The organism is Arenimonas sp. MALMAid1274, from assembly GCF_049195245.1.
Classification (GTDB): Bacteria; Pseudomonadota; Gammaproteobacteria; order Xanthomonadales; family Xanthomonadaceae; genus Arenimonas.
Map to the genome: position 1 here is coordinate 1 of NZ_JBMIRR010000021.1, position 22,579 is coordinate 22,579.

Sequence of the window (22,579 nt, forward strand, 5' to 3'; positions counted from 1 at the left end):
CACTGTCAAAGATCTCCAATCCCGCCGGCGCCTTTCGCTACCGGGGTGGCGGGCATTTCGCCCAACCGAGCCGCACATTATAGGGCAATTTCCAAGGACGTCAACACCCCAAAACCGTCCTTTTCTTCCCTCCCCCCACCCACGCGACCGGCTCGGTGAAGGGCCGCGAAGAATAGCGGCAGTGCCGGCGAATGGGAAGCCCCGCGTTTGCTTGACAGCAGGCAGCGGCATCGCAGAACGTCGGGCGACGACCCCTGGAGATCGCATGCGACGCCATTTTTTCGCCCTCCTGCTGCTGGCGCTGGCCCATCCGATGGCCGGCTGCGCCTCCGACGGCCCCTGGGTGGAGCTCAAGGGCCACCGCTACGCGGTCGAAGTGTCCGACGATTTCGAGGAGCGCCGCCGCGGCCTGATGTACCGCGACCGCCTGGACGAAGGCACCGGCATGCTGTTCGTGCATGACATCGAGCAGCCGCTGGGCTACTGGATGAAGAACACCCGCATTCCGCTGGACATCTTCTACTTCGACGCCGAACGCCGGCTGGTGTCGGTGAGCAAGGGTGTGCCCAGCTGCTCGCTCGGCGACCGCTGCCCGAACTATCCCAGCGCCGGCCCCGCGCTGTACGTGCTTGAACTCAATGCCGGCGTGGCCAGCGAGATCGGCGCGGTGCCCGGCGACCAGATCACCTTCGGCCCGGGCATACCCGAACGCGGCACGCCTTGATTCCAACCCACACGGGGACCACATCAGCATGATGAGCCGATCGCACCCCCTGCCCGACTGGAACGCCCTGGCCACCCTGGGCGACGACGAACTGCCGCTGCTGGACACGGCCCTGCTGATCGCCCGCGACGAATACCCAGACCTGGATGCGGCCGGCTACACCGCGCAGGTGGACACCTACGCCGAAGCCCTGCGCCCGCAGCTGGACCGCGACATCGACCTGCCCGCGCGGCTCACCGCGATCAACCGCTACCTGTTCGACGAGCTCGGCTTCGCCGGCAACAACGTGCAGTACGACGACCCGCGCAACAGCTACCTCAACCAGGTGGTGGACCGGAAGCTCGGCATCCCGATCTCGCTGGCGGTGATCCAGATCGAAGTCACGCGGCGCCTGGGCATGGCGCTGGAAGGCATCTCGTTCCCTGGCCATTTCCTGGTGCGGCTGCCGGTGGACGACGGCATCCTGGTGCTGGACCCCTACAACAAGGGCCGGCCGGTCAGCGCGGAAGAACTGCGCGAGCGCGCCTCGCCGCACCTGGGCGGCCAGCCGCCGGACGACCAGCAGCTGCTGCAGATCCTGGCGCCGGCCACGCACCGCATGATCCTGATGCGCATGCTGCGCAACCTAAAGGGCCTGTACCTGGAGCAGGGCGACTGGGAACGCGTGGCGCGCAGCGCCGACCGCCTGCTGAAGCTGTCGCCCGACACGGCCGAAGCCCTGCGCGACCGCGGCCTGGCCTATCGCGAGCTGGGTCACGTGAAGGGCGCGCGCGAAGACCTGACGCGCTACCTGCAGCTGCTGCCGGAAGCCGAGGACCTGGATGCGGTCCGCGCCACCCTGATCGACCTGGGCACGGCGCGCACGCGCATGAACTGAGGCCCGGCCTCAGGCCGGGACCATCTCGAAGTCGTCCTTGGTGACGCCGCAGTCCGGGCACACCCAGGTGTCGGGAATGTCTTCCCAGCGCGTGCCGGGCGCGATGCCCTCGTCCGGCAGGCCGTCCGCCTCGCTGTACATGAAGCCACAGACGACGCACATCCAGGTGCGGTAGGCGGCGGTAGTCGTGCTCATTTCGGTCTCTGCGGGTCGGGGACGGCTATCATTCTCGCATCTTGCAGGTCGCGCCGACATGAACCCCGAGCTTCGCTGGCCGCGCCGCGGCCTGTACCTGGTCACTCCCGACGAACCCGACACCCGGCGCCTGCTGGACCGGGTCGCCGAGGTCATCGCCGAGGGCCCGGTGCTGGTGCAGTACCGCAACAAGACCGCCAGCCCCGCACGGCGGCGCGAACAGGCCGGCGAACTGATGCCGCTGTGCCGTGAGTACGGCGTGCCGCTGGTGATCAACGACGACTGGCGCCTGGCCGCCGAACTGCAGGCCGACGGCGCCCACCTGGGCCGTGACGACGGCGCCCTGGCGCAGGCGCGCGAGGCCCTGGGTCCGCACGCGATCCTGGGCGCCTCCTGCTACGACCAATTGCCGCTGGCCGAGCGCGCGGCGGCGGCTGGCGCCAGCTATCTCGCCTTCGGCGCCTTCTTCGCGTCGGCCACCAAGCCCGGCGCCCGCCGCGCCGACCTTTCCCTACTGCGCGACAGCGCCGCCTCCGGCCTGCCGCGGGTGGCCATCGGCGGCATCACCCCGGACAATGCCGGCGGTCTGGTCGCCGCCGGCGCCGACCTGGTCGCCGTCATCGGCAGCATCTTCGACGCACCCGACCCCGCCGCCGCCGCGCGCGCCCTCCGCGACGGTTTCAGCCACATTCCAGCGAGCACCCTTCCCCGATGAACACCGCCACCAGCCACGACCTCTTCACCCGCGCCCAGGACCTGATGCCGGGCGGCGTCAATTCGCCGGTACGCGCGTTCAAATCCGTCGGCGGCGAACCCTTCTTCGCCAGGCGCGCCGAAGGCGCCTACCTGATCGACGTGGACGGCAACCGCTACGTGGACTACATCGGCAGCTGGGGCCCGATGATCGCCGGCCACGCACACCCGCACGTGCTGGACGCGGTGGCGCGCGTGATGCGCGACGGCCTGAGCTTCGGCGTGCCCAACGCGCTGGAAGTGACCATGGCCGAAACCGTGCAGCGGCTGGTGCCGTCCATGCAGATGATGCGCATGGTCAACTCCGGAACTGAAGCCACGCTGTCGGCCATCCGGCTGGCGCGCGGCGCCACCGGCCGCAGCCGCATCGTAAAGTTCGAGGGCTGCTACCACGGCCACGGCGACAGCTTCCTGGTGAAGGCCGGCTCCGGCGCGCTCACCTTCGGCCTGCCCAATTCGCCGGGCGTGCCCACCGCGCTGGCCGACCTCACGCTGACCCTGCCCTACAACGACTTCGAGGCCGCCACGCGCCTGTTTGACGAGGCTGGCAGCGACATCGCCGGCCTTATCGTCGAGCCCATCGTCGGCAACGCCAACTGCATCCTGCCGCGCGACGGCTACCTGCAGCACCTGCGCGACCTGTGTACGAAGCACGGCGCGCTGCTGATCTTCGACGAGGTGATGACCGGCTTCCGCGTCGCCCTCGGCGGCGCGCAGGCACGCTACGGCGTCACGCCCGACCTGAGCACCTTCGGCAAGATCATCGGCGGCGGCATGCCGGTGGGCGCCTACGGCGGGCGCGCCGACCTGATGCGGCAGATCGCGCCCAGCGGCCCGATCTACCAGGCCGGCACGCTGAGCGGCAATCCGGTGGCGATGGCTGCGGGCCTGGCCACGCTGGAGCTGATCCAGGCCCCCGGTTTCCACGACCGGCTCGAGGCCAGGACGCACGAGCTGTGCGACGGGCTCGAACAGGCGGCGCGCGAGGCCGGCGTGGCGGTCACCACCACGCGCAGCTGCGCGATGTTCGGCCTGTACTTCAACACCGAGCCGGTGGAAACCTACGCCCAGGCCATCGCCAGCGACAGCGCCGCCTTCGGCCGCTTCTTCCACGGCATGCTGCGCCGCGGCGTCTACTTCGCGCCGTCGGCGTTCGAGGCCGGCTTCCTGTCCAGCGCCCACGGCGATGCGGAGATCGGCCATACGCTCGAAGCGGCGCGCGAAGCCTTCCGCGAGTCGCGCGCCTGATGGCCAGGCCGGCGCTGGTGCTGTTCGACCTGGACGGAGTGCTGGTGCACTACCGCCACGTCGCGCGGCTGCAGCGGCTGGCCGAGCGCACGGGTGCCGAACTCGACGCCGTGTCGCAGGCCCTGTTCGGCTCCGGCCTGGAGACGCGCGCCGACCTCGGCGACTGCAGCACGCAGGACGTGGTGGACGAACTGCGCCAGCGGCTAGGCGCCCCGGTCACGCTGGACGATTGCCTGGACGCCCGCGCCGCGGCGATGAACGTGGATGCCGACATGCTTGCGCTGGCGGCGCAGGTCGCGCGCCGCGCGCGCGTGGCCATCCTCACCAACAACGGCCTGATGCTGCGCGACCACCTGCCGAGGCTGTGCCCGCCGCTGTTCCCGCTGTTCGCCGGCACGGTGCACTGCTCGGCGCAGTACCGGCGCGGCAAGCCCGACCCGCAGGTCTTCCTGGACTGCGCGCGCGACCTGGGCGTGGCGCCCGGCGCGGTGTATTTCATCGACGACAAACCGCTCAATGCCGAAGGCGCACGCCGCGCCGGCATGGCCGCGCATGCCTTCCGCGACGCCGCGGGCCTGCGCGCCGACCTCGAACGCCTCGACCTGCTGGAGCCCACGCATGACACGCATTGAAACCCTGGCCGTGCACGCCGGTGGCGAATCCGACCGCGAGACCGGCGCCATGGTGCCGCCGATCCACCTGGCCACCACCTTTCGCCACGGCCCCGCCGGCGAGCGCGTCGCCGGCTACGAATACCAGCGCGAGCACAACCCGACCCAGGATCGCCTGGAAACGGCGCTGGCGGCGCTCGAGCGCGGCAATGCCGCGCTGGCCTTCGGCTCCGGCATGGCGGCGATGCACGCCCTGCTCGAATCGCTGCCGCCCGGTTCGCATGTGCTGATCCCCACCGACTGCTACACCGGCCTGCGCACCCTGGTGCAGGAGTTCCTGCCCGAGCGTGGCTTCAGCGGCAGCGCGGTGGACATGGCCGACCTGGACGCCGTGCGCGCCGCACTGCGTCCGGAGACGCGCCTGCTGTGGGCCGAGACGCCATCGAACCCGCAGCTGCAGGTCGCCGACATCGCCGCGCTGGCCACGCTGGCCCACGGCCACGGCGCCCTGCTGGCCTGCGACAACACCTTCGCCACGCCGGTGCTGCAGCAACCGCTGGTCCTGGGCGCCGACGTGGTGATGCACTCCACGACGAAATACCTCGGCGGCCACAGCGATGTGATGGGCGGCGCCCTGGTGTTCGCGGCGCGCGACGCCCTGTACGACCGGGTTGCCCACCGCCGCCACATCACCGGCGGCATCCTGGCGCCGTTCAGCGCCTGGCTGACGCTGCGCGGCTGCCGGTCGCTGCCGGCGCGCATGGCCTGGCACTGCCGCAACGCCCGCACCCTCGCCGACTTCCTGGCCGGCCACGCCGCCGTATCGCAGGTGCACTACCCGGGCCTGGCGTCGCATCCGGGCCACGCGATCGCAGCGCGCCAGATGCGCGATTTCGGCGCCATGCTCAGCTTCCGCCTGGCCGGCGGCCGCGAGGCGGCGCTGCGCGTGGCCGGCGCACTGCAGCTGGTGGCCAATGCCACCTCGCTGGGCGGTCCGGAGACCCTGGTCGAGCATCGCGCCTCGGTCGAAGGCCCCACGCCGCACAGCCCGCAGGACCTGCTGCGCATGTCGGTGGGCCTTGAGCACGTGGACGACCTGCTGGCCGACCTGGCCCAGGCGCTGGATCAGGCGTGAGCGAGGAGTTCGAACCGCGCCTGCAGCCCGATGGCCGTGAAGGCTGGCGGGCGCGCTGGTTCCACATCATCTTCGGCCACCAGAGCCGGGCCGGCCGCCGCTTCGACATCCTGCTGATCTGGATGATCCTGGCCAGCGTGCTGGTGGCCGTGCTCGACAGCGTGGCCGAGATCCACGCGCGCTACGCGTCCGCGTTCTACCTGCTGGAGTGGCTGTTCACGCTGGTCTTCACCGCCGAGTACCTGACCCGCCTGCTGGTGGTCACCCGGCCCCTGCGCTATGCCCGCAGCTTCTACGGCATCATCGACCTGATGGCGGTGCTGCCGACTTGGCTGTCGCTGCTGGTGCCCGGCGCGCAGTACCTGCTGGTGGTCCGGATCCTGCGCATCCTGCGCGTGTTCCGCATCCTCAAGCTCACCCGCTACGTCAGCGAGGCCGGCCTGCTGATGGGCGCGCTGCAGCGCAGCGGCCGCAAGATCCTGGTGTTCCTGTTCGCCATCCTGACCATCGTCACCGTGTTCGGCGCGCTGATGTATGTGGTCGAAGGACCGGCCAACGGCTTCAAGTCCATTCCCACCGGCATCTACTGGGCCATCGTGACCGTGGCCACGGTCGGCTTCGGCGATCTGACGCCGGTGACGGCGCTGGGACGTTTCCTGGCCTCGGTGCTGATCCTGATCGGCTACGGCATCATCGCCGTGCCCACCGGCATCTACACCGCCGAGATGGTGTCGGGCCTGAAGATGCAACGCGATGCACGCCGCTGCGCCGGCTGCGGCCTGGGCGGGCACGAACCCGACGCCGCGCACTGCCGCGGCTGCGGTGCGCCGATGGCCGCGGCCGGCTGAGGCTTCACCACTGCCCGGTGTTGGGCATCGACAGCCATGGCTCCGCCGGCGGCAACGCGCCGCCCGCCTGCAGCAGCTCGATCGACACCCGGTCGGGCGAGCGCACGAAGGCCATGCGGCCATCGCGCGGCGGCCGGTTGATCACCACGCCCTGGGCCTGCAGCCGCGCGCAGGTGGCGTAGATGTCGTCCACGGCGAAGGCCAGGTGGCCGAAGTTGCGGGCGCTGCCGTAATCCTCGTCGTCGTAGTTCCAGGTGAGCTCGATCTCGGCCTCGGGCGTGGCCGGTGCGGCCAGGAAGACCAGGGTGTAGCGGCCCTGCGGATTGTCCTTGCGGCGCGTCTCCACCAGGCCCAGGCCGTCGCGGTAGAAGCGCAGCGAGGACTCGATGTCGCGAACGCGCACCATCGTGTGCAGGAACTTCATGCGTGCACTCCCGACCCGAGTTCGGAATCGTCAAGGAAAAGGTCGGGCAGGAGCGGCTGCGTTGGATCCACCGCATAGGCCTCGAAGGCCGTGACGCCGCGCTCGCGCAGCACCGCCTCGTCGATCAGGAAACGGCCCGTCATCTCCCGCGCCGGCGAGACCAGGATCGCGTGCGCGGCATCGGCCATGATGGCCGGTGTGCGGCAACCGCCGGCGTGCATGCCCGGGATCATCTTCAGCGCATCGGTGGCGATGGCGGTGCGCGGCCACAGGGCATTCACGCCCACGCCCTGCGGTCCGAACTCGGCCGCCAGGCCCAGCGTGACGAAGCTCATGCCCATCTTGGCCAGCGTGTAGCCGGTGTGCGGGCCCCACCACTTCGGATCCAGCGTGATCGGCGGCGCCAGGGTCAGGATGAGCGGATTGGCGGCCTTCAGCAGGTGCGGCAGGCAGGCCTGCGCGCACAGGAAGCTGCCGCGGCTGTTGACCTGCTGCATCAGGTCGAAGCGCTTCATCGGGGTTTCCAGCGCGCCCTTGAGCCAGATCGCGCTGGCGTTGTTGACCAGGATGTCGATGCCGCCGAAGCGCGCCACGGTGGCGGCCACCGCGGCCTGCACCTGGTCCTCCTCGCGGATGTCGCACTGCAGGGCCAGGCCCTGGCCGCCCGCCGCGTCCACCTCGGCCGCGGCGGTGTGGATGGTGCCGGGCAGCTTGGGATTGGGCACGCCGGACTTGGCCACGATGGCCACGTTGGCGCCGTCCCGGGCGGCGCGCAGGGCGATGGCCAGGCCGATGCCACGGGAGGCACCGGTGACGAACAGGGTCTTGCCACGGAGGTCGGACATGCATTGCTCCTGAACTTTGGTCGCAGTGTAAACCGGCGGCCGTGACGAGCAGCCTATAATCCCGGCCCATGGATTCCGCCCGCCTGGACGCCCTGGTCACCTGGATCGGTCAGAACCCGATCGCGGCGGGCGTGGTCATCTTCCTGATCGCCTTCGGCGACGCCCTGGTCATCGTCGGCGTGGCCATCCCGGCCGTGCCCCTGCTGTTCGCGGTCGGCACCCTGGTGGGCCTGGGCCACGTGGATGGCCTGTACGCCCTGCTCTGCGCCACCCTGGGAGCCTTCGTCGGCGACGGCGTCAGCTTCTGGGTCGGCCACCGCTACGGCCCGCAGCTGCGCCAGCGCTGGCCCTTCCACAAGCACCCGCAATGGCTGGAGCGCGGCGAGATCACCTTCCGCCGGCATGGCATGAAGAGCATCGTCATGGCCCGCTACATCGGCGCCATCCGGCCCTTCGTGCCCGCCATCGCCGGCATGCTGAAGATGAAGCTGCGCCAGTACGTGCCGGCCAGCGCCCTGGCCGCGGTAGTGTGGTCGGCCACCTTCCTGGCCCCGGGCTGGGTGTTCGGCACGTCGCTGGACCTGGTGGCCGCGGTCGCCGGCCGCCTGGCCGTGGTGCTGGCGGTGGTGCTGGTGCTGGTGGCGATGATCTGGGCCGGCGTGTTCTACCTCTGGCGCTGGCTGGGCGCCCACACCACCGGCATGGTGGAACGCGCACTGGCCTGGTCGCACCGGCATCCGGTGCTGGGCAAGTACTCCGAAGCCCTGATCGATCCCAACCGGCCCGAGTCGGCCTCGCTGCTGTTCCTGGGCGCGGTGCTGCTGGCGGCGGGCTGGGGCTTCTTCACCATCCTGATTTCGGTGGGCGGCGGCAGCGCGCCCTCGCAGCTCGACCTCACGGTGCACCAGGCCATGTTCGGCCTGCGCAATCCGCTGGCCGACGTGCCGATGGCCTTCCTGGCCACGTTGGGCGACGCCGTGGTGCTGGCGCCCGCGGTGCTCGCGGTGTTCGCCTGGCTGTGGTGGCGGCGCCGGCATGCGGCCGCCTGGCACTGGCTGGCCGCGCCCGCCTTCGGCCTGCTGCTCACCTGGTTCCTGGGCTACCTGCTGGACATGCCCAAGCCGCCGGCGTCCACGGCGGTGCTGGGTTTCAGCTTCCCCTCGGCCAGCGTGACCATGGCCACGGTGGTCTACGGCTTCTTCGCGGTGCTGATCGCGCGCGAGCTGCCGGGTCGCCGTCGCGCCTGGCCCTACGTGGTGGCCGCGATCGCGGTTGCGCTGCTCGGCTTCTCGCGCCTGTACCTGGGCGCGCACTGGCTAAGCGACGTGCTGGCCGGAACGCTGCTGGGGCTGCTCTGGATCGCGGCCCTGGGCATCGCCTATCGCCGGCGCGTGGTGCGCTCGTTCTGGGTGCGGCCCACGGCCATCATCTTTTTCGTCGCCATCCTGGGCATGGCCGGCTGGCACGGCAGCCGCAGCGCCGACGACCTGCTGGCGCGCTTCGCACCGCCGCTGCTGCCGGTGTCGCTGTCGTCGCAGCAGTGGTGGCAGCAGGACTGGCAGCAGGGCCTGCCCGCGCGCCGCAACGAGCTGCACGGCCGCGACGCCTGGCCGCTGAACGTGCAGCTGGCCGGGCCGCTGGATTCGCTGCGCGCGCGCCTGCTGCTGTCGGGCTGGGAAAACTACCGCACCGGCGGCTGGACCGGCCTGCTGCAGACCCTGGACAAGGACATCAACGCGCGCGACCTGCCGGTGCTGCCGGCCACGCACCTGGGCCGCACCGAAGTGCTGGTGATGGTGCGCCGTGACGAGCGCGACGACCGCATGCAGGTGCTGCGCCTGTGGGCCACGCCGGAAGTGCTCGAGCCCGGGGTCGAACGGCTGTGGATCGGCACCGTGCAGGAACTGCAGTTCACCCGCCGGCTGGATTTCTTCAGCTACTGGCAGGCGCAGGGCAACGAGGATGCGCTGCTGGACGGCGTGCGCCGCGATGCCCATGGCATGGAGTCGGCGCTGGAAGCCCGCAGCGACAACGGCCAGCGCGTGCTGAGGCTGCGGTCGCCCTCGGGCCCGACGGGCACCGCGCGCTGACGCCACGCTACTCGGGCTGGAAATCCGGCAGCCGTTCCACCAGCTTCTGCAGCCGCGCATGCGGGTCGTCCAGCTGCAGCAGCCACTGCTTTTCTTCCGGCGACAGCGGCAGCCATTCGGCCAGGCGCCAGGCCACATGGTCGGCCTCGGCCAGCGGGCCCTTGCCGGCGCCGCCGTGTTCGATGCCGGCCTTGTCCAGGATGCGCGCCAGCAGGGTGGACAGCAGCGCGTGTTCGGCGCGCAGCGGCTGTGGCACCGGCTCGGGCAGCCAGCTGACGTCGGCCAGGATCAGGCCATCGGAGCGGACGCGCGTGCGCTCGACGTGGAAGCGGCGGCGGCCCTGCACGGTGAGGCCCAGCAGGCCGTCGTCGGTCATCGCGAAATCGACGATTGCGGCCTCGGTGCCCAGTGCGGCCGGGATCGCCGGCGCCCCGGCCTTGCGGCCCTCCAGGATCAGGCAGATGCCGAAGCCCTCGCCGCTGCGGCCGCAGCGCTTGACCAGGTCCAGGTAACGCGGCTCGAAGATGCGCAGGCCCAGCGTGCCGCCCGGGAAGAGCACCGAGGACAGCGGGAACAGCGGCAGCTCGACCGACGCCACCTAGCCGCCCAGCTCCGCGAGGAAACGCCGCGGCGCACCCTCGAAGCCGCCGTTGGACATGAAGACCACGTGGTCGCCGTCGCGCGCACGCTGCTTCAGCGCCGCGATCAGCGCATCCACGCCCGATGCCGCCTCGCCCTCGCCGCGCAGCGCCGACACCACCTTGCCGGCGTCCCAAGCCAGTTCCGGCCGGTGCAGGAACACCACGGCATCGGCCTCGTGCAGCGAGGGCGCGATCTCGTCGGCATGCGCGCCCAGCCGCATCGAATTGCTGCGCGGCTCCATTGCGACCAGGATGCGCGCGGCGCCGACGCGCGCGCGCAGCCCGGCCAGCGTCGTGCGGATCGCCGTGGGGTGGTGCGCGAAGTCGTCGTACACGGTCACGCCGCGGGCCTGGCCCAGGCGCTCGAGCCGACGCTTGACGCTGACGAAATCGGCCAGCGCCGGGATCACGCGCGCCAGATCCACGCCCACGGCATTCGCTGCGGCCAGCGCCGCCAGCCCGTTCATCACGTTGTGCCGCCCGACCAGCGACCAGCGCACGACGCCGACGACCGCGCCGCCGTGCCGCACTTCGAACTCCGAGCCGTCCTCGCGCAGCAGGCGCGCGCTCCAGTCGAAATCGCCGTCGATGCCGAAGCGCTCCACCGGCGTCCAGCAGCCCATCGCCAGCACTTCGGCCAGGGCCGCGTCTTCGCCATTGACCACCAGGCGGCCGCGGCCCGGCACGATGCGCACCAGGTGGTGGAACTGGCGCTGGATCGCGGCCAGGTCCGGGAAGATGTCGGCGTGGTCGTATTCGAGGTTGTTGAGGATGGCCACCGTGGGCCGGTAGTGCACGAACTTGCTGCGCTTGTCGAAGAAGGCAGTGTCGTATTCATCGGCCTCGACCACGAACTCGCGGCCCGTGCCCAGCCGCGCCGACACACCGAAGTTCTCCGGCACGCCGCCGACCAGGAAGCCCGGATCGCGGCCGGCCGCGTCCAGCAGGAAAGCCAGGATGGACGTGGTGGTGGTCTTGCCGTGGGTGCCCGCCACCGCCAGGGTCTCGCGCCCGGGCAGCACGTTTTCCGACAGCCACTGCGCGCCCGAGGTGTAGCGCAGGCCGTGGTCGAGCACGTGCTCGACCGCCGGGTTGCCGCGCGACAGCGCGTTGCCCACCACCACCTGGCCGGTGTCGGCGGCGAGGTGCGCGGCGTCGTAGCCGGAGGCCAGGCGGATGCCCAGCTGTTCGAGCTGGGTGGACATGGGCGGATAGACGTTCTGGTCCGAGCCGTCTACCGCGTGGCCCAGTTCGCGCGCCAGCGCGGCCACGCCGCCCATGAAGGTGCCGCAGATGCCGAGGATGTGCAGTTTCATCCGCGAAGGATGGCAGGATCAGGGCGCGGCGGGAACCGGCACCGGGCCGATCAGGAACAACAGGACCGGCTCCAGGATCACCAGCACCACGGTCAGCGCATAGGCCGGCACGCGCGGGATGTCGAGCGAATGGCGCCAGACCATCGCATCCACCCGCAGCTTCCACACGAACAGGAACACCCCCACCAGCACGTAGCCGGCCAGCGAGGCCGGCGGATCCTTGTCGCCCAGGTGCGGCTGCAGCTTCAGCACCAGCGGCAGGTTCACCAGCGAAAACACCAGGCTGCTGCCGGCCAGCGCCAGCAGCGCCTGCGCGATGCGGTTGCCCAGGCCGCGCCACTCCAGCAGCGCCGGCGTGATGCCCAGCAGGATGACCAGGGTCACCATCAGCCGCGCCGACAGGGCGGCCTGCGATTCACCGACGTGGTGGGCAAAGCCCAGCTGCACCGCCAGCAGTGCCACCACCACCAGCACCACCGCCGCCGGCGAATACGGCAGGTCCTGCGGCGCACGCCGCAGCAGGCACAGTTCCAGCAGGGGGCGCACGAACGGCGCCACGGCGCGCTGCCTCAGCCGATGTCGGGCGTCGGCGCCAGCGTGGCCAGGATGCGGCGGAACACCTCGTCCACGCTGCCCACGCCATCCACGCAGGCCAGGCGGCCGCTGTTGCGGTAGAAGTCCACGACCGGCGCGGTGGCCTCGTTGTAGACCTTCTGGCGGTTGCGCACGGTTTCCGGGCTGTCGTCCACGCGGCCCTCGGCCTGGGCACGGCCGGCCAGGCGCGACACCAGGAGCTCGGTGTCCACGTCCAGCTGCACCGCGATGTCCACGGGCTGGCCCAGGCGGGTCAGCAGGGCGTCGAGCGCGTTGGCCTGGGCCAGGTTGCGCGGGTAGCCGTCGAGCACGAAGCCGTTGCCGGTGTCGCCGGCGGTCAGCCGCTCCTCGAGCATGCCCAGCACGATGTCGTCGGACACCAGCGAGCCCGCTTCCATCACCGCCTTGGCCTTCAGGCCCAGCGGGGTGCCGGCGGCGACGGCCGCACGCAGCAGTTCGCCGGTGGAGATGTGCGGCACCTGCAGGTGCTCACGCAGGCGCGTGGCCTGCGTGCCTTTGCCCGAGCCGGGCGCGCCGAGAAGTACCAGTCGCATTGCTTGGAGAACCCCTATAAACAAGGACGCACGGCACCGTCTTCACCCCGTTTGGCTATAGTGGGGCCGCTGACTGGCCGTGCGGATGTGGAAACGCTACTGGCCGGGCCGGTCCAAGTCAATTGAAAGGCAGGCAATCATGGGCAAAGGAACGCTCCTCTACGCACAGTCCGGCGGGGTCACCGCCGTCATCAACGCCACCGCCAGCGCGGTCATCCAGGCCGCCCGGGGCCGCAAGGTCAAGGTCCTGGCCGCCCGCAACGGCATCCTCGGCGCCCTGCGCGAGGACCTGGTGGACACCTCGAAGGAGTCGGCCGCGGCCATCCGCGCCCTGGCGCACACGCCGGGCGGGGCCTTCGGCTCCTGCCGCTTCAAGCTCAAGTCGCTCGAACAGGACCAGGACAAGTACCAGCGCCTGCTGGACGTGTTCGATGCCCACGACGTGCGCTGGTTCCTCTACAACGGCGGCAACGATTCGGCCGATACCGCGCTCAAGCTTTCGCGCATGGCCGAGGCCACCGGTTATCCGCTCACCTGCATCGGCGTGCCCAAGACGGTGGACAACGACCTGGTGGTCACCGACACCTGCCCGGGCTTCGGTTCGGCCGCCAAGTACACGGCGGTGTCAGTGGCCGAGGCCGCGCTGGACGTCGCCGCGATGGCCGACACCTCCACCAAGGTTTTCGTCTACGAAGTGATGGGTCGCCACGCGGGCTGGCTGGCAGCCGCCGGCGGCCTGGCCGGCGACGGCAAGGACCAGGCGCCGCAGGTGATCCTGTTCCCGGAAATCGCCTACGACGAACAGAAGTTCCTGGCCCGCGTGCAGGCCGTGGTGAAGAAGGTCGGCTGGTGCGTGGTGGTGGTGTCGGAAGGTATCCGTCACGCCGACGGCCGCTTCGTGGCCGATGCCGGCGGCGGCAAGGACGCCTTCGGGCACTCCCAGCTCGGCGGCGTCGGCCCCCTGCTGGCCGCGACCGTCAAGGACAAGCTGGGCCTGAAGGTGCACTGGACCGTGCCCGACTACCTGCAGCGCTCGGCCCGGCACCTGGCCTCGGCCACCGACCTGGCGCAGGCGCAGGCCGTCGGCAAGGCCGCGGTGGACTACGCCCTGCAGGGGCTCAACGGCGTCATGCCGGTGATCGTGCGCACCCGCGCCAAGCCCTACCGCTGGAAGATCGCGCCAGCACCGCTGACCGACATCGCCAACCACGAAAAGACCATGCCCAAGGGCTACATCGACCGCAGCGGGTATGGCATCACCCAGGCCTGCCGCGACTACCTGCAGCCCCTGATCCAGGGCGAGTCGCCGCCGCCGTACCGGCCGGACGGGCTGCCAAATTACGTACGTCTGAAACTGACGGCCGTGGCGAGGAAACTGCCTCCCTTCGGCTGATTCCCAGACCGTGCCCTCCGGTCCGGATGGCACGGTGACCACCGGCACATCCGGACGCGATCGTCGGCTGGGAGCATTCGCCCCCTTTGACGACCCGTGTTCCGGAGAATCCTCGTGAAGCCGATCCGCCCGTTTCTTTTCCTTTCGTTCGCGCTGGGCCTGACGGTCGCCGGCGCCGTGCTGGCGCAGGCCGGCACCGGCAACCTCTACCGCGTCACCAGCAAGATCGAGATCCAGGGCATGCCGATGTCCATGCCCTCGCAGCCCGTCGAGGTCTGCGGTCCCAAGGGCGAGTCCAGCCAGGCGATGGTGCCGCGTGACAAGAACTGCACGGTCAGCGACTACCGCGTGTCCGGCAACAAGTCCACGTTCCGCATGGCCTGCACCGGCGAGAACCCGATGACCGCCACCGGCGAATTCGAACGCCTCGGCGCCGACGCCTACCGCGGCCGCATGCAGATGAGCGGCAAGATGGAAGGCGAACCCATGGACATGACCATGACGTTCGAAGGCAAGAAGATCCGGGACTGCAACTACGCCACCGAGTCGCCGCAGGCGCAGGCCAACGCCATGCTGGCCAAGACCTGCACCGACATGATGCGCACGCCCACCTATTCGATGTACGAGTCTTTCGCCAAGCCGGGCGCGCTCTGCGCCAAGGACAAGGCGCGTTACTGCAGCGCGATCACCACCAAGGAGATCACCCCTGACCTGATCCGCACCGGGCAGCAGGTGCCCTACTACTTCGACGCGATGCAGGCCTGCGGGCTTTCGCGCGCGGCTGTGGTCGCCAAGGGCTGCACCCTGGCCGCCACCCAGCGTGACTATGCGTTCATCGCCGACTTCTGCCCCGACCAGCTGGCCAAGGCCTGCGCCGCGGCCGATCCGGCCAAGGACTACGAGTTCGTCGTGCCGCATTGCCCGGCCCAGGCCCAGGCCGCGGCCGCCAAGCACTGCGCGGGTCGCGACTTCACCGCGATGTACGGCTCGCCGCACGGCAATTTCTGCAACCGTTATGCCGGCGGCCAACTGCAGCAGCGTCGCGGCGGCACGGCCGCGGGCGGCACCGGCACCACGCCCGCCACCCCGCCGACCACCGAGGAAGCGCCGAAGAAGCCGTCCTGGCGCGACCGCCTCAAGTCCGCCAAGGACAAGCTGACCGGCGAAGACTGAGCCCGCCATGGCAATCCCCCGGCGCGCGCGCGCGTTCGTGCCGGCGTGGGTGCTGGCGCTCGGACTGGCCTGCACGGCGGTGCAGGCCGTCTCGACGACGCGGTCGCTGGCCCCGGAACCCACCGACGATTTCCCGGACGTGGCGCGCGCCTACTGGGTCGAGATCGACGGCCGGCCCACCTGGGCCGGCCAGCCCGACGAAGCCCTGCCCATGGCCAGCCTGGCCAAACTGATGACAGCGCTGCTGGTGGCCGAATCGGGCCGCCTGGACGAAGAGCTGACCGTCAGCGCGGGCGCCGCCCATGCCACCGGCACGCGCCTGGGCCTGCGCGCAGGCGAACGTTTCCTCGCGGCCGACCTGTTCACGGCCACGCTGGTGCGTTCGGCCAACGACGCCTGCCGTGCCCTGGCCGACTGGCAGGGCGGCGACCTGGCCACTTTCGTGGCACGCATGAATGCGCGGGCGGCCGAACTCGGACTGCACGACACCCGCTTCGGCAATGCCTGCGGACACGATGCGCCGGGACAGGGCAGCTCGGTGCGCGACCTGGCCGCACTGGCGCGGGTCGCGATGGCGCAGCCGCGGATCGCCGCGGAGGTGAAGCGCAGCAGCGCCAGCTTCTCCAGCCTGGGCGGACGTCGGTTCGAGATCAACAGCACCAACGCGCTGCTGCGCCAGTTTCCCGGCACGCTGGGCGTCAAGACCGGCTACACCCCGGGCGCAGGCCGCTGCCTCATCGCGCTGGTGCAGCGAGACGGCCACGAAGTGCTGGTGGTGATGCTGCACGCGCCGGACCGCTGGTGGGACACCGTTGCACTGATCGAGCTGGCCTTCGCCCACGCACGCGAGCGCGGCGCGACACGGCCATGAACCCGCGGCTGGCGCTGGGCTGCGGCGCACTGTTGCTGCTGATCGCGGCGACCTACCTGCCCGCGATGGCAGGCCCGTTCCAGTTCGACGACCACGGCGTGATCGTCGACAACCCGCAGGTGCACGGACTGGCGGCCTGGTGGCAGTCCATGCCGGGCATCCGGCCGCTGCTCAAGCTCAGCTACGCGCTGAACTGGACGCTGTCGCCGAAGCCGCTGGGTTTCCACCTGGTCAACGTGCTCGTGCATGCGCTAAATGCGCTGCTGGTGTGGGCGCTGGCAACAAGCTGGCTGCGCGACCTCGCGCCCGGCATTGCGCGGCCAGGCCTGGCGGCAGGGTTCGTGGCGCTGGTGTTCGCCCTGCATCCGGCAGGCACCGAAGCGGTGACGTACGTCAGCGGTCGCTCGATGTCGCTGATGGCCCTGTTCTACCTGGCTGCGATGTGGCTGCACGGGCAGCCGTGGCGCGGCGCCGCGATGGCGTCGGCGCTGGTGTTCGCGCTGGCGCTGGGCGTGCGCGAGACCGCGGTTACGCTGCCGGTGGCGATCTGGCTGCTGGCGTGGTTCGCGGGCGCATCCACGACTGCAATCCTGCGCGGACTGCGTTGGCACGGGCTGGTGCTGGTGATCGCGGCCCTGGCTGCACTGGCCTTGCCGGGCTACGAGCGCTTCCTGCAGCACAGCCTCGACACCCGCGGGCTCGGCGACCAGGTGCTCGGCCAGACGCAGGCGCACCAACACCTGTTCCTGCACAGCCTGGCGGGGCTGCGGACCAACCTCGACCCCGACCTGCGCGTGCCGGCAGGGTGGGACGTGGGCGCGGGGCTGACGGTGCTGGTGATGGCCGCGGCGGTCGTGCTGGCCTGGCGCAGCCGGCGCCGCTGGCCCTGGCTGGGCTTCGGCATCGCTTGGTACCTGCTGCAGCTGGCGCCCGGCAATTCCCTGCTGCCGCGGTTCGACCTGGCCAATGACCGGCACCTTTACCTGGCGCTGCCGGGGGCCGCGTTCGCGCTGGTGGTCACGCTGTTTTCGTTGCGGCCGCGTTGGCTGGCGCCGCTCGCCCTGGCGCTGCTGGTGATGGTGCTCGCCGCGACCAGCGTCCGGCGCAATCTCGACTACCTCGACGAGGTGGCGTTGTGGACGGCGACGGTGGCGGCCTCGCCCGGCAAGGCCCGGGCCTGGTCGAACCTGGGCTGGGGCCGGCAGCTGCAGGGCGATCTGCCTGGGGCCGCGGTCGCCTACGAATGCGCCCTGCGGCGCGATCCCGGGCACCGGCAGGCGCTGGTGAACCTGTCGCTGCTGCCCGCCGACCTGCGCGACCAGGCCCTGCCCGAAGGCGCGTGCAACCGGCCGTAGCCAAGGCCCGCGACCCGGTCCGGCGGCCGGTGGCGCCCCCCTCCCCCCTTTGCCATACTCGGGCGCAGCGGCCAATCGGCCGCTTAAATTTGTTCATCTGTTGAACTCTGGGGAGGGTTTACATGTTCGAGCAATACGGTTTGCACCTCGCGCTGGCCTGTGCGGCCATCGCCATCCTTTACGGCATCGTGGTCGCGAAGTGGATCGTCGGCCAGCCGGCCGGCAACGAAAAGATGCAGAAGATCGCGGCGGCCATCCAGGAAGGCGCCGGCGCCTACCTGCGTCGGCAGTACCGCACCATCGCCATCGTCGGCGTGATCCTGTTCCTGGTCATCGGCTTCGTGCCGCAGCTGGGCTGGCCCACGGCGATCGGCTTCGCCATCGGCGCCGTGCTGTCGGGCCTGGCGGGCTTCATCGGCATGTTCGTGTCGGTGCGCGCCAACGTGCGCACGGCGCAGGCGGCCACGGTCAGCCTCAATTCGGCGCTCAACGTCAGCTTCAAGGGCGGCGCCATCACCGGCATGCTGGTCGTGGGCCTGGGCCTGCTCGGCGTGGCGGGCTACTTCTGGTACGTGCTGGGCGGTTCGGGTGTGCAGACGTCCGAAGCCGTCACCGCGGCGCTGCAGCCGATGATCGGCCTGGCCTTCGGCAGCTCGCTGATCTCGATCTTCGCGCGCCTGGGCGGCGGCATCTTCACCAAGGGCGCCGACGTCGGCGCCGACCTGGTGGGCAAGGTGGAAGCCGGCATCCCCGAGGATGACCCGCGCAACCCGGCCGTGATCGCCGACAACGTGGGCGACAACGTCGGCGACTGCGCCGGCATGGCGGCCGACCTGTTCGAGACCTACGCGGTCACCGTGATTGCGTCGATGCTGATCGCCGGCATCGCCTTCACCACCTACGGCTGGGCCGGCGTGGTGTATCCGATGGTGCTGGGCGCGGTGTCGATCATCGCCTCCATCGTCGGCACCTTCTTCGTCAGCGTGCGCGAAGGCGGCAAGATCATGAACGCGCTCTACCGCGGCCTGGCCGTGTCGGGCGTGCTGGCGGCTGGCGCGTTCTACTGGGTCAGCAACGAGATGTTCGCCTCGGCGCTGGCGATGCCGCTGTTCTACTGCGCCCTGATCGGCCTGGTGCTGACGGCGGCGATGGTGGTGATCACCGAGTACTACACCGCCACCGAATACGGTCCGGTGCGCCAGGTGGCCAAGGCCTCGGAAACCGGCCATGGCACCAATGTCATCGCCGGCCTGGCGGTGTCCATGAAGTCCACCGCCGCGCCGGTGCTGGCCGTCGCGGCCGCCATCTGGTGCTGCTACGACATCGCCGGCCTGTTCGGCATCGCCATCGCCGCCACGTCCATGCTGTCCATGGCCGGCATGATCGTCGCGCTCGACGCCTACGGCCCCATCACCGACAACGCGGGCGGCATCGCCGAGATGTCGGGCATGGACAAGGAAATCCGCAAGACCACCGACGCCCTGGACGCCGTGGGCAACACCACCAAGGCCGTGACCAAGGGCTACGCGATCGGTTCGGCCGGCCTCGCCGCCCTGGTGCTGTTCGCCGACTACTCGCACAAGCTGGGCGAGAAGTACGCGGGCACCGACCAGGTGGTGAACTTCTCGATCGACAACCCGGACGTGGTGATCGGACTGCTGATCGGCGGCATGATCCCCTACCTGTTCGGCGCGTTCGCGATGCAGGCCGTGGGTCGCGCCGCGGGTGCGGTGGTGGAGGAAGTGCGCCGCCAGTTCCGCGAGATCCCCGGCATCATGGAAGGCACCGGCAAGCCGCAGTACGACAAGGCGGTGGACCTGCTGACCAAGTCGGCCATCCGCGAAATGATCATCCCCTCGATGCTGCCGCTGTTCATCCCGATCATCGTCGGCGTGACGCTGGGTGCGGACGCGCTGGGCGGCCTGCTGATGGGCACCATCGTCACCGGCCTGTTCGTCGCCATCTCCATGTGCACCGGCGGCGGCGCCTGGGACAACGCCAAGAAGTACATCGAGGAAGGCCACCACGGCGGCAAGGGCAGCGAAGCCCACAAGGCCGCGGTCACCGGCGACACCGTCGGCGACCCGTACAAGGACACCGCCGGCCCGGCCATCAATCCGCTGATCAAGATCATCAACATCGTGGCGCTGCTGTTGATTCCGCTGCTCTGAATCTGCTGCAGGCGTGACCTGAAGCCCCGGCTCCGGCCGGGGCTTTTCTTTTGGGACGTCGCTGCCGACGTTGGCCGGAAGCAGCGGGTTCATGCGACATTGGTGCCGCTAGCCCCTTTTCTGGTGCCCAGGCATGACTGCCGACAGCGACACCGCTACCGCCGCCATCGAGTACTCGCCCCGGACCCGTTGGGGCTTGCTGAAGTTCCTAGGCCTGATGGTCGGATTGGGCTCACTGGTGCTGACGCCCTACTTCGTGGTGTCTGCCTGGCGGCTGTACTCGGGTGACCGCGACGGCGATATGCCGATGGTGCTGATGATCTTCGCCATCGCCTGGCTGACGCTGTGCGGCCTGGCCGCGTCAAGCTGGTCGGGGTGGATGGCGCATCGCATCTTCGCCAGCGGCCAGTATCCCGTGCCCGGCATGTTGCTGCCGTTCCGGCAGCGGGTCTATCGCGGGGGTGGGCGTATGCGCAAGGGGCGTCCATGCTGCGTTCGGCGCTGGCCATCCTGGGCCTGGTCATCTTCGCCTGGCACGAACTGGGGCTTTTCTCGATCTTCTTTGGCATCGGCGAACTTCAGGACGACCCTATCGTCTGCTGAGATCAGCGCCACGGCACCGGCCGTTGGCGCATCGCCGGAAAACGGGGCCTGAGCGGCGAAAAGCCAGCGTAAACAGGCGATTGGAGTAGGAATTCTAATTGGCAGGTCCGCCGAAAATTTCTTTCCGGGGTGCTTGACAAGTCCCTCGAGGCCGTGGTTCTCTCGATCCATGCCTTCCGCAAACGCCACCGCCGTGACCCAGGAGCCGACCCACAAGGTCCGGCTGCTCGTCGCGTCCGTGACGCTGCTCACCCTCGTCGTCGTCGTCCTTATTACCTCCCTCACAGGTGCGGGATAGACGAGCGCGACTAGGTAAAACAGCCCTCGAAACTAGAACCCCGCACCGGAAACGGCGCGGGGTTCTTCGTTTTGGGGCCTTCTGCAAACCAGACGGACCCACCCCAGTGCAAAGCGACGCGATCAAGACCGGCCCCTCCCGCGCCCCCGCCCGCGCCATGCTGCGCGCGACGGGGCTGGACGATGCGGCCATCGCCAGGCCGTTGATCGCGGTGGTGCACACGTGGTCGGACGTTTCGCCGTGCAACCTCACGCTGCGCGACCTGGCCCAGCACGCACGCGCCGGCATCCTGGCCGCGGGCGGCACCCCAATCGAGTTCAACACCATCGCCATCACCGATGGCATCGCGATGGGCAGCAGCGGCATGCGCGCCTCGCTGGCTTCGCGCGAGGTGATCGCCGACTCCATCGAGCTGGCCGTGAGCGGCCACTGCCTGGACGGCGTGGTGGTGCTGGTGGGCTGCGACAAGACCATTCCCGCGGCGGCCATGGCGCTGGCGCGGCTGGACCTGCCCAGCGCCGTGCTCTACGGCGGCACGATCATGCCGGGCCAGTGCCGCGGAAAGAAACTGACCGTGCAGGACGTGTTCGAGGCCGTGGGCGCGCACGCCGCGGGCACGCTCGACGACGCCGGACTGGCCGAAGTGGAGCGCGCGGCCTGCCCGGGCGCGGGCGCCTGCGGCGGCCAGTTCACGGCCAACACGATGGCGATGGTGCTGACCTTCCTGGGCCTGTCGCCGATGCGCCTGAACGACATCCCGGCCCTGCACGGCGACAAGGGCGCGGCGGCGTTCGCCTGCGGCCAGCTGGTGATGCAGCGGCTGCGCGCGCAGGGGCCCACGCCGTCGCAGATCCTCACGCGCGACGCCTTCCGCAATGCGGCGCGCGCGGTCTCGGCCACGGCCGGATCCACCAACGCGGCGCTGCACCTGCTGGCGATCGCGCACGAGGCCGGCGTGGCCTTCACCCTGGAAGACTTCGAGGACGCGGCGCGCACGCCGGTGATCGCCGACCTCAAGCCGGGCGGTCGCTACACCGCCGCGGAGATGTTCGAAATGGGTGGCACCGCCCTGGTGGCCCATGAACTGCGTGCGGCCGGCCTGTTGCTGGATGGGGCGACAGTGACCGGCCGCACGCTGTTCGAAGAGCTCGATGCGGTGCCGGCGACGACGGCGGCGCAGGACTGCGTGTTTCCGGTGTCCGCGCCGATCAAGCCGCGCGGCGGCTATTCCATCGTGTACGGCGACCTGGCGCCCGAAGGCGCGATCGTGAAGCTGGCCGGCCACGGCCGCGATCATTTCGAGGGGCCGGCGCGCGTGTTCGATTCCGAGGATGCGGCCTTCGCCGCCGTGCAGGCACGACGCATCCACGCCGGTGACGTGGTGGTGATCCGCTTCGAAGGCCCCGCCGGCGGTCCCGGCATGCGCGAGATGCTGGCCGTCACCGCGGCGCTGGTCGGCCAGGGCCTGGGCAACGACATCGCGCTGGTCACCGACGGCCGATTCTCCGGCGCCACCCACGGCTTCATGGTCGGCCACGTGTCGCCGGAAGCGGCGCACGGCGGCCCGATCGCCCGCCTGCGCGACGGCGACCGCGTGCGCATCGACGTCGCCACCCGCCGCATCGACGTGCTGGCCGACCTGTCCACGCGCGATCCCGCGCGCATCGCCCCCCGCGTCACCGGCGGCGCCCTCGCCAAGTACGCCCTGCAAGTCGGCTCCGCCTCCACCGGCGCCGTCACCACCCCCACAACACTCCGGGGTCGGAGTGCGTTCAGCGAATCCGCACCCGCGCCCCGGCATCAGCAACGTGAGGGCGTGGCGGATTCGCTGAACGCACTCTGACCCCGGATTTCCAAACC

Annotated in this window: 22 protein-coding genes; 15 read left to right on the forward strand and 7 right to left on the reverse strand. The window is 70.2% G+C overall.

Annotation, left to right across the window (positions count from 1 at the left end):
- The first annotated feature begins 265 nt into the window (after nucleotides 1-265).
- Together ACOQFR_RS01510 and ACOQFR_RS01515 are read left to right on the forward strand one after the other, a co-directional pair.
- The gene (locus tag ACOQFR_RS01510) at nucleotides 266-724 is read left to right on the forward strand and encodes a DUF192 domain-containing protein (protein ID WP_421377811.1); all 459 of its coding nucleotides are present in this window, start codon (nucleotides 266-268) and stop codon (nucleotides 722-724) included.
- Nucleotides 725-755: 31 nt separating this feature from the next.
- Nucleotides 756-1,601 (forward strand): SirB1 family protein, encoded by an 846-nt coding sequence (locus ACOQFR_RS01515; protein WP_421377812.1) that lies wholly within the window; start codon nucleotides 756-758, stop codon nucleotides 1,599-1,601.
- A 9-nt stretch (nucleotides 1,602-1,610) separates the two neighbouring features.
- Here ACOQFR_RS01515 and ACOQFR_RS01520 read toward each other — a convergent pair whose 3' ends face one another.
- Nucleotides 1,611-1,796 carry a rubredoxin gene (locus ACOQFR_RS01520; protein WP_421377813.1) on the reverse strand — a complete coding sequence of 62 codons (186 nt, stop codon included), beginning with the start codon at nucleotides 1,794-1,796 and terminating at the stop codon, nucleotides 1,611-1,613.
- Nucleotides 1,797-1,854: 58 nt separating this feature from the next.
- Between ACOQFR_RS01520 and thiE the strand changes: the two genes are divergently transcribed.
- Genes thiE through ACOQFR_RS01545 form a run of 5 tightly spaced genes read left to right on the forward strand, consistent with a single transcriptional unit; the run spans nucleotide 1,855 to nucleotide 6,391 of the window.
- Nucleotides 1,855-2,511: a thiamine phosphate synthase gene (gene thiE, locus ACOQFR_RS01525; protein WP_421377814.1), complete on the forward strand. Its 657-nt coding sequence runs from the start codon at nucleotides 1,855-1,857 to the stop codon at nucleotides 2,509-2,511.
- Nucleotides 2,508-3,797, forward strand: coding sequence for a glutamate-1-semialdehyde 2,1-aminomutase (gene hemL, locus ACOQFR_RS01530; protein ID WP_421377815.1), 1,290 nt, complete (start codon nucleotides 2,508-2,510; stop codon nucleotides 3,795-3,797). Before thiE ends, hemL begins: the two co-directional genes overlap by 4 nt.
- Nucleotides 3,797-4,429, forward strand: a complete 633-nt coding sequence (locus ACOQFR_RS01535) for an HAD family hydrolase (protein ID WP_421377816.1) — start codon at nucleotides 3,797-3,799, stop codon at nucleotides 4,427-4,429. Before hemL ends, ACOQFR_RS01535 begins: the two co-directional genes overlap by 1 nt.
- On the forward strand, nucleotides 4,416-5,543 hold the full coding sequence (locus ACOQFR_RS01540) for a trans-sulfuration enzyme family protein (RefSeq protein WP_421377817.1): 1,128 nt from the start codon (nucleotides 4,416-4,418) through the stop codon (nucleotides 5,541-5,543). Before ACOQFR_RS01535 ends, ACOQFR_RS01540 begins: the two co-directional genes overlap by 14 nt.
- Nucleotides 5,540-6,391 carry an ion transporter gene (locus ACOQFR_RS01545; protein ID WP_421377818.1) on the forward strand — a complete coding sequence of 284 codons (852 nt, stop codon included), beginning with the start codon at nucleotides 5,540-5,542 and terminating at the stop codon, nucleotides 6,389-6,391. Before ACOQFR_RS01540 ends, ACOQFR_RS01545 begins: the two co-directional genes overlap by 4 nt.
- 4 nt (nucleotides 6,392-6,395) lie before the next feature.
- Here the strand turns inward: ACOQFR_RS01545 and ACOQFR_RS01550 are convergent, their stop codons facing one another.
- Nucleotides 6,396-6,815 carry a VOC family protein gene (locus ACOQFR_RS01550; RefSeq protein WP_421377819.1) on the reverse strand — a complete coding sequence of 140 codons (420 nt, stop codon included), beginning with the start codon at nucleotides 6,813-6,815 and terminating at the stop codon, nucleotides 6,396-6,398.
- Entirely contained in the window at nucleotides 6,812-7,660 is an 849-nt protein-coding gene (locus ACOQFR_RS01555; RefSeq protein WP_421377820.1) for an SDR family oxidoreductase, read from the reverse strand. The genes ACOQFR_RS01550 and ACOQFR_RS01555 overlap by 4 nt, the downstream gene beginning before the upstream one ends.
- Before the next feature lie 68 nt (nucleotides 7,661-7,728).
- Between ACOQFR_RS01555 and ACOQFR_RS01560 the strand changes: the two genes are divergently transcribed.
- Nucleotides 7,729-9,750: a VTT domain-containing protein gene (locus ACOQFR_RS01560; protein ID WP_421377821.1), complete on the forward strand. Its 2,022-nt coding sequence runs from the start codon at nucleotides 7,729-7,731 to the stop codon at nucleotides 9,748-9,750.
- A 7-nt stretch (nucleotides 9,751-9,757) separates the two neighbouring features.
- On the opposite strand, the gene ACOQFR_RS01565 is transcribed toward ACOQFR_RS01560, so the two are convergent.
- Genes ACOQFR_RS01565 through ACOQFR_RS01580 form a run of 4 tightly spaced genes read right to left on the reverse strand, consistent with a single transcriptional unit; the run spans nucleotide 9,758 to nucleotide 12,855 of the window.
- Nucleotides 9,758-10,348 (reverse strand): LON peptidase substrate-binding domain-containing protein, encoded by a 591-nt coding sequence (locus tag ACOQFR_RS01565; protein ID WP_421377822.1) that lies wholly within the window; start codon nucleotides 10,346-10,348, stop codon nucleotides 9,758-9,760.
- Nucleotides 10,349-11,707, reverse strand: coding sequence for a UDP-N-acetylmuramate:L-alanyl-gamma-D-glutamyl-meso-diaminopimelate ligase (gene mpl / locus ACOQFR_RS01570; RefSeq protein WP_421377824.1), 1,359 nt, complete (start codon nucleotides 11,705-11,707; stop codon nucleotides 10,349-10,351).
- An 18-nt stretch (nucleotides 11,708-11,725) separates the two neighbouring features.
- A complete protein-coding gene (locus ACOQFR_RS01575) occupies nucleotides 11,726-12,253 on the reverse strand; it encodes a hypothetical protein (protein ID WP_421377825.1) in 528 nt (175 codons plus the stop codon).
- Nucleotides 12,254-12,276: 23 nt separating this feature from the next.
- Entirely contained in the window at nucleotides 12,277-12,855 is a 579-nt protein-coding gene (locus ACOQFR_RS01580; RefSeq protein ID WP_421377826.1) for an adenylate kinase, read from the reverse strand.
- 139 nt (nucleotides 12,856-12,994) lie between these two features.
- Between ACOQFR_RS01580 and ACOQFR_RS01585 the strand changes: the two genes are divergently transcribed.
- The 7 genes from ACOQFR_RS01585 (at nucleotide 12,995) to ACOQFR_RS01615 (ending at nucleotide 22,562) form a co-directional block, all read left to right on the forward strand.
- Nucleotides 12,995-14,248, forward strand: coding sequence for a 6-phosphofructokinase (locus tag ACOQFR_RS01585; RefSeq protein ID WP_421377827.1), 1,254 nt, complete (start codon nucleotides 12,995-12,997; stop codon nucleotides 14,246-14,248).
- Between the two features lie 114 nt (nucleotides 14,249-14,362).
- Nucleotides 14,363-15,421, forward strand: a complete 1,059-nt coding sequence (locus ACOQFR_RS01590) for a DUF3617 domain-containing protein (protein WP_421377828.1) — start codon at nucleotides 14,363-14,365, stop codon at nucleotides 15,419-15,421.
- A gap of 7 nt (nucleotides 15,422-15,428) precedes the next feature.
- Nucleotides 15,429-16,292 (forward strand): D-alanyl-D-alanine carboxypeptidase family protein, encoded by an 864-nt coding sequence (locus tag ACOQFR_RS01595; RefSeq protein ID WP_421377829.1) that lies wholly within the window; start codon nucleotides 15,429-15,431, stop codon nucleotides 16,290-16,292.
- Nucleotides 16,289-17,647: a hypothetical protein gene (locus ACOQFR_RS01600; RefSeq protein ID WP_421377830.1), complete on the forward strand. Its 1,359-nt coding sequence runs from the start codon at nucleotides 16,289-16,291 to the stop codon at nucleotides 17,645-17,647. Before ACOQFR_RS01595 ends, ACOQFR_RS01600 begins: the two co-directional genes overlap by 4 nt.
- Before the next feature lie 122 nt (nucleotides 17,648-17,769).
- Nucleotides 17,770-19,818: a sodium-translocating pyrophosphatase gene (locus ACOQFR_RS01605; protein ID WP_421377831.1), complete on the forward strand. Its 2,049-nt coding sequence runs from the start codon at nucleotides 17,770-17,772 to the stop codon at nucleotides 19,816-19,818.
- A gap of 133 nt (nucleotides 19,819-19,951) precedes the next feature.
- The gene (locus tag ACOQFR_RS01610) at nucleotides 19,952-20,473 is read left to right on the forward strand and encodes a hypothetical protein (protein WP_421377832.1); all 522 of its coding nucleotides are present in this window, start codon (nucleotides 19,952-19,954) and stop codon (nucleotides 20,471-20,473) included.
- A 352-nt stretch (nucleotides 20,474-20,825) separates the two neighbouring features.
- A complete protein-coding gene (locus tag ACOQFR_RS01615; protein ID WP_421377834.1) occupies nucleotides 20,826-22,562 on the forward strand; it encodes a dihydroxy-acid dehydratase in 1,737 nt (578 codons plus the stop codon).
- Nucleotides 22,563-22,579: the final 17 nt, after the last annotated feature.